Raw genomic sequence first — 6,697 nt, forward strand, 5'->3', positions numbered from 1 at the left:
TTGGTTGGCTATCTCGCACTAAACGTCAAGGAAACGTACGTCTTTGGCATTGCGGGTGATGAAGCTGCGACGCGCTTCCACGTCCTCGCCCATCAGCACCGAGAACAACTCGTCGGCGGCCGCCGCGTCGTCCAGGGTGACCTGGCGCAGGATCCGCGTGGACGGATCCATCGTGGTTTCCCACAGTTCCTTGGCGTCCATCTCGCCAAGACCCTTGTACCGCTGGATGCCGTCGTCCTTGTTGATCTTCTTGCCGGCCTGCTGGCCCGCTTCGAGCAGCGCATCACGCTCGCGGTCCGAATAGGCGAATTCCGGTTCGATGCGTTGCCATTTGAGCTTGTACAGCGGCGGCTGCGCCAGGTATACGTGGCCGTTCTCGATGAGCGGTTTCATGAACCGGAACAGCAGCGTCAGCAGCAGTGTGGCGATGTGCTGGCCGTCCACGTCGGCGTCGGCCATCAACACGATCTTGTGATAGCGCAGCTTGGTGATGTCGAACTCGTCGTGAATGCCGGTGCCCAGCGCGGTGATGATGGCCTGGACTTCAGTGTTCTTCAGCACCCGGTCGATGCGGGCCTTCTCAACGTTGATGATCTTGCCGCGCAACGGCAGGATCGCCTGGAACATCGAGTCGCGGCCGCTCTTGGCCGAGCCGCCCGCCGAATCACCCTCCACCACATACAGTTCAGACTTACTCGGGTCGGTGGACCGGCAGTCCGCCAGCTTGCCGGGCAGCCCGCCGATGTCGGTCGCGCTCTTGCGGCGCACCAACTCGCGCGCTTTACGCGCGGCGATGCGTGCCTGTGCTGACGAGACCGCCTTGTTCACAACGGTTTTCGCCTCCGACGGGTTGGCTTCGAACCAGTGGCCCAGCTGCTCGTTGCAGATCTTCTGCACAAACGACTTCACCTCGGTGTTGCCGAGTTTGGTCTTGGTCTGACCCTCGAACTGCGGTTCGGCGACCTTGACTGAGATGACGGCGGCCAGCCCTTCGCGGATGTCGTCGCCGGTGAGGTTGGGGTCCTTGTCTTTGAGCAGCTTCTTGTCTTTGGCGTACTTGTTGACCACGGTGGTCAGCGCGGCGCGGAAGCCCTCTTCGTGGGTGCCGCCCTCAGCGGTGTTGATGGTGTTGGCGAAAGTGTGCACCGACTCGGAGTATCCGGCGTTCCACTGCATTGCGATCTCGACCTCATGGCCCTCGCCCTTACCGGCGAAGTCGACGATGCTCTGGTGGATCGGCGTCTTGGTCCGGTTGATGTGCTTGACGAAGTCGACAAGGCCGCCGGGGTAGTGGAACGTACGGTGCTTGACCTTGACCGGTTCGGCGGCCTCGGCGGCTTTCTCTTCGGCGGTTTTCGGCGCCTCGGCAACGTGGCTGACCACCTCGTCGGTGATCTCCTCGGCCCTGACCCGCTCGTCGACCAGGGAGATGGTCAACCCCTTGTTCAGGAACGCCTGCTCCTGAAGCCGGCGCGCGACGGTCTCGAAGTCGTACTCGGTGGTTTCGAAGATGTCCTGATCGGGCCAGAACCGCACCGTGGTTCCGGTCTTCTCGGTCTTTCCGCCTTGCTTGAGCTCACCGGGCACCGACCGGTCGTAGTATTGGAACCACTCGAAGCCGTCGCGCATGATCGTGACCTCGAGGCGGGCCGACAGCGCGTTGACCACCGAGACACCCACCCCGTGCAGACCGCCGCTGACCGCGTAACCGCTGTTCTCCCCGCCGAACTTGCCGCCGGCGTGCAGCTGGGTCATGACGACGTCGACGGTGGGGATCCCGGCCTGCTTGTGCTTCTCCACCGGGATGCCGCGGCCGTCGTCGGTGACCTCGACGCTGCCGTCGGCGAGCAGCCGGACGTCGACTTTCGTGGCGTAACCCGCCATCGCCTCGTCGATGGAGTTGTCCACAACCTCCCAGATCAGATGGTGCAACCCGCGCTCACCCGTGGAACCGATGTACATGCCCGGTCGTTTGCGGACAGCCTCGAGCCCCTCGAGAATGGTGATTGCATCGGCGCCGTACTCCTTGCGAGCACTGTTCTTCTGGGCAGCCACGTTGGACGGGTCTCCTTAAGTCTCTTGCCGGGGAAGGCATGCTAGGCGGTCGACCACCACCCGCGCGATCTATGAACAGTCTACCGGGAAGTACCGTCAGGACCGACTCAGAGGGGGCGTTTCTGCACACCTATTTGCGTCTCCTGGGGAATTTTTCGCATCGAGGTGCCTGAAGACGCTCGGGAACGCGGATCGAAGCGTTGTAGTGCGTTTCAGGAACTTCCTTGGACCACCGCTAACCGTAAGTGTCGCGGGGTCCACGCCCGGCAATGTGATAGGGCCCCTTCCGCCACGACGGTGCGACCGGACCCACGATTTTCAGCGAGGTGACCACCCCGTCACCGACCGCCGCGGCGATCTTCGCCAGAAGTTGTGCCTGCACCATCCGCAGCTGGGTGGCCCACGCCGTGGACTCGGCCGAGATCGTCAGCACGCCCTCGTTCAGCGTGGTCGGGGTCGCGTGTGCGGCGATCTGTTCGCCGACCACGCCCGGCCAGCGCCCGAAGACCGCGCCCTGGGCGACGCGACCCGACCAGCCGCGGGTCCGGGCGACGTCGCGCGCGGCCGCGCCAAGCGGTTGCGGATCGCGGGCATCGGGGCCAGGGCCTGACCAGCGCCGCCGGCTGTTTCCCGCCACGCGGCGGGGCCGGGCCGCTCGGCCGCGACCCACGTCCTTGCCCTGGCTGCGCGCGGCGCCGCGCGCTTCTTCCAGGGCCCGCCGGACCAGATCCATGCCGGCCAGGTGGGCCAGGTGCTCGGGCGGGCGCGCCTCGTCGTCACTCATCTGGGGCCTCCACCACCTCCGACACCCGACCGTCGTCACCGTCACGCATCGCCACCTCAATACGGCGCGCGTCCCAATCGGCGGGGATGTCCTCGGCGACGGCCGCGGTGACCAACACCTGTTCGGCGTCGGCGGCGACGTTGGCCAGCGCCTGACGGCGCGCGGTGTCCAGTTCGGCGAACACGTCATCGAGCAAAAGCACCGGATCGCCGCCCTCGGCGCGCAACAACTCGTAGGCGGCCAACCGTAACGACAGCGCCATCGACCACGATTCCCCGTGGCTGGCAAAACCTTTGGCGACCTGATCGCCGAGCCGCAACTCCAGATCGTCGCGGTGCGGGCCGACCAGGCACACGCCGCGCTCGAGTTCGGCGTCGCGGCGCCGCGACATCGCATCCAGTAGCGCAGCCTCGAACAGCTCGGCGCTGCCCGTCCCGGCGGCGGCTTCTTCCTCGACGACGTCCACGCCGCTGCGATATCGGATCGCCGCGGGTCGCGACGACGGGGCCAGCAGTTGATAGGCCTTCTCGACCTCGGGCGCCAGTTGGGTCACCAGGTCGACCCGGGCCGCGATCAGCCGCGCGCCCTTCTCGGCCAGATGCCCGTCCCATACATCGAGGGTGTCCAGCACGCTGCGGTCGCCTCGGTACCGCGCGGCCGCGGCGGTTTTCAGCAGCGCGGTGCGTTGCCGAAGAACTTTGTCGTAGTCCGCCCGCACGGCCGCGATCTGCGGTCGCCGCGTCGTGGCGAGTTCGTCGAGGTAGCGGCGACGCTCGCCGGGATCCCCGCGCACCAGCGCCAAATCCTCGGGCGCGAACAACACCGCGCGCAGCACCCCGAGGATCTCGCGTGCCGCGCGCACCGGCGAGCGGTTCAACCGGGCCTTGTTGGCCCGGCCTGCGGTGATCTCCAGGTCCACCGCCAGCTCACGGCCCTCGTTGACCACGATGGTCGACACCACAGCGCGCTGCGCGCCGGTGCGGATCAGCGGAGCATCCGTGGCCACCCGGTGCGACGCCAACGTCGCCGAATACCACAGCGCCTCAATGATGTTGGTCTTACCGAAGCCGTTCGGGCCGACGAACACGGTGCGCCCCGGGGCGAGTTCCAAGTCGATCCGGGGCCATGACCGGAAGTCGGTCAATCCGAGACGACGGACGTGCACGCTAACCGCTCCTCGCGTAGGCAGGCACCTAGCCGGACTCGCTGATCCGCTTGACCGCGTGTCCGCCGAACTGATTACGCAGCGCCGCGACGGCCTTCATCGTGGGCGACTCGTCTTGGCGTGACAAGAACCGGGCGAATAACGCCGCCGCGATGCTCGGCACCGGCACCCGCAACCGGATCGCCTCTTCCACCGTCCAGCGGCCTTCACCGGAATCCTCGGTGTAACCGCTGATCTTGGCGAAACCCGGATCTTCCTTCAACGCCTTGGCCAGCAACTGCTGCAGCCACGACCGGACCACGGTGCCGTTGGTCCACGCCTGGTAGACGGCCTGCGGATCTTCGACCAGGTCTTCTGCGGCCAACATTTCGTAGCCTTCGGCATACGCGGTCATCAGCGCGTACTCCACCCCGTTGTGCACCATCTTCGCGAAATGGCCTGCGCCGACGGGCCCGGCGTGCACGAACCCGTCCTCCCGCGGCCCGGGCGGACGCAACGTGTCAAAGATGGGCATCGCCCGCTCGACATCGGCGTCGGCGCCGCCGACCATCAGGCCGTAACCCTCTTTCAAACCCCAGATGCCGCCCGACACTCCGGCGTCGATGTAGGTGATTCCCTTGTCTCCCAAGAGTTTTGCGTGTGGAGCGTCCTCGGTGTAGCGGGAGTTGCCGCCGTCGATGACCAGGTCGCCTGCGCTCATCTCGTCGGCCAGGCTGACGATGGTTTTCCGGGTGATCGATCCCGACGGCACCATCACCCACACCACCCGCGGGGTCTGCAGCGCATCGGCAAGCGCCGCGAGGGTGGGCACGTCGCTGACCTCGGGCCGCGGGTCGTAGCCGATGACCTCGTGGCCGCCCTCGCGAAGACGTTCGCGCATGTTGAAGCCCATTTTGCCCAAGCCGACCAGACCCAGTTGCATATGCGCCCCTCTCCTGGGATCGGGCCGGTCAGCCGGGAAGCCGCACCGGCATCAGCAGGTAGACGTAGTCGGTCCGCGCGGCGGGGAACGGTCCGGTCGCACCAAGCTCGACGTCGTCGTCACCGGCCGGGCGCAACACTGCGGGTCTGCTGGGCGTGGTGAACCCGAACGTCACCCGGTCAGAATGCAGCGATCCCAAACCGTCGGTCAGATACGTCGGGTTGAACGCGATGGTCAACGGGTCGCCGGCGAACGTCACCGGCAGATCTTCCTCGGCGCGCCCGACGTCGTCGGCGCCGGCGGACAACCGCAACACGTCGTCGGCGAACTCCATCCGGACCTGCGCACCCCGATCAGCGACCAGCGCAACACGTTTGATCGCCTCGGTGAGTTCGGCGACGCCGATGCTGGCGACCGAGGTGTGCTCGGTGGGCAGCAGCTGACGGAATTTCGGGAACTCCGCGTCCAGCAGCCGGGTGGTGCTGCGTTTGCCCTGGCTGCGGATGCCCAACAGGCCGTCCTGCCCGACCGCGGAACCCGCGCCGAGCGCCAGGTGCACCTCACCGCCGTCGGTGCCCGCCTTCGCCGCCTCGGCCAACGTCTTGGCCGGGACCAGCACCGCGGCCTCCAGATCCGCCGATGCCGTGGACCAGGTCAGCTCGCGAACCGCCAACCGGAACCGGTCGGTGGCCGCCAAAACGACCTTCTCCCCGGCGATTTCCACCCGGATACCGGTGAGCATCGGCAACGTGTCGTCGCGACCTGCGGCGACGGCGACCTGACCGATCGCCTCGGCGAACAGTTCCGAGGAGACGACACCGGTCTCCTCGGGCAGCGTGGGCAGCGTGGGGTAGTCCTCGACGGCCATCGTCGGCAGTGAGAACCGGGCGCTACCGCAGGTCAACGACACCCTGGTGCCTTCGACGCTGACGTCGATCGGCTTGGCCGGTAACGCCCTGGTGATGTCCGACAACAACCGGCCCGACACCAAAACGCTTCCCGGGGAGGCGATTTCAGCCGGAACCTGCACCTCGGCCGACACTTCGTAGTCGAACCCCGAGATGGTCAGACCGTCGTCGGTGCCGGTGAGTAACACCCCGGCCAGCACCGGAACCGTCGGCCGGGTGGGCAGGTTGCGGGCGACCCAGGCGACCGCGTCGGCGAAATCCTCGCGCACCAGCCGGAACTTCAAATCGGTGAGACCGACCGTTGTCGTCGCCACGTCCATTGGGTCCCTTCGATCAATGACACAACAAGCATTACGCAGCGCTTTACCGGTGTCCCACCCGCATTCGACCGACTGCGTCGCAACGACCGTAACGGCTGCCGCTGAACCACCGTAGAGCTTTCCGCGTCAACTTGAAAGCTAATCGGTCGGGCTGACATGCAGGTCGGCGACCGGTTTGGAATCCGCTCCGACGGGCTAAGTCTCCAGATGTTCCCCAGGTGCTGTCTTCGAAGAAGAGTTTTGATAGATATACAAGCAACAGTATTAGGGCCTGTGCACATTGGGGATGAAGGGCGGTCAGCCCAGCCCAGCGTCATTTGACGCTGTGAATGGGCTGTGGATGGTCCCGTGGGGAAACGTCACGCGCTGTGGACCGTTGCCGGCCTGTGCAGAGACCCGTCCGATCACCCCACGGTTGACCCCAGGTTGTCCACACCGGTGTGCACAGACGATTTTGTGACCAGTGGTGCTGGCGGTGCCAAAGATTTTTTGTGATTCTGCGTCCGGGACGGCTCACAAGATCGCCGGAGATCGCCGTGAACG

Annotated in this window: 5 protein-coding genes; all 5 read right to left on the reverse strand. The window is 65.9% G+C overall.

The window, feature by feature from the left end:
• Positions 1-18 precede the first annotated feature (18 nt).
• The gene (gyrB, locus tag K3U96_RS26775) at positions 19-2,055 is read right to left on the reverse strand and encodes a DNA topoisomerase (ATP-hydrolyzing) subunit B (RefSeq protein ID WP_069405696.1); all 2,037 of its coding nucleotides are present in this window, start codon (positions 2,053-2,055) and stop codon (positions 19-21) included.
• Between the two features lie 235 nt (positions 2,056-2,290).
• Positions 2,291-2,839 carry a DUF721 family protein gene (locus K3U96_RS26780; protein ID WP_220691668.1) on the reverse strand — a complete coding sequence of 183 codons (549 nt, stop codon included), beginning with the start codon at positions 2,837-2,839 and terminating at the stop codon, positions 2,291-2,293.
• Positions 2,832-4,004 carry a DNA replication/repair protein RecF gene (gene recF, locus K3U96_RS26785; protein ID WP_220691669.1) on the reverse strand — a complete coding sequence of 391 codons (1,173 nt, stop codon included), beginning with the start codon at positions 4,002-4,004 and terminating at the stop codon, positions 2,832-2,834. The genes K3U96_RS26780 and recF overlap by 8 nt, the downstream gene beginning before the upstream one ends.
• A gap of 28 nt (positions 4,005-4,032) precedes the next feature.
• Positions 4,033-4,926, reverse strand: a complete 894-nt coding sequence (gene gnd / locus K3U96_RS26790) for a phosphogluconate dehydrogenase (NAD(+)-dependent, decarboxylating) (RefSeq protein WP_220691670.1) — start codon at positions 4,924-4,926, stop codon at positions 4,033-4,035.
• 28 nt (positions 4,927-4,954) lie between these two features.
• A complete protein-coding gene (gene dnaN / locus K3U96_RS26795) occupies positions 4,955-6,148 on the reverse strand; it encodes a DNA polymerase III subunit beta (protein ID WP_220691671.1) in 1,194 nt (397 codons plus the stop codon).
• Positions 6,149-6,697 lie beyond the last annotated feature (549 nt).

It is taken from the genome of Mycolicibacterium holsaticum DSM 44478 = JCM 12374, assembly GCF_019645835.1.
Taxonomy (GTDB): Bacteria; Actinomycetota; Actinomycetes; order Mycobacteriales; family Mycobacteriaceae; genus Mycobacterium; species Mycobacterium holsaticum.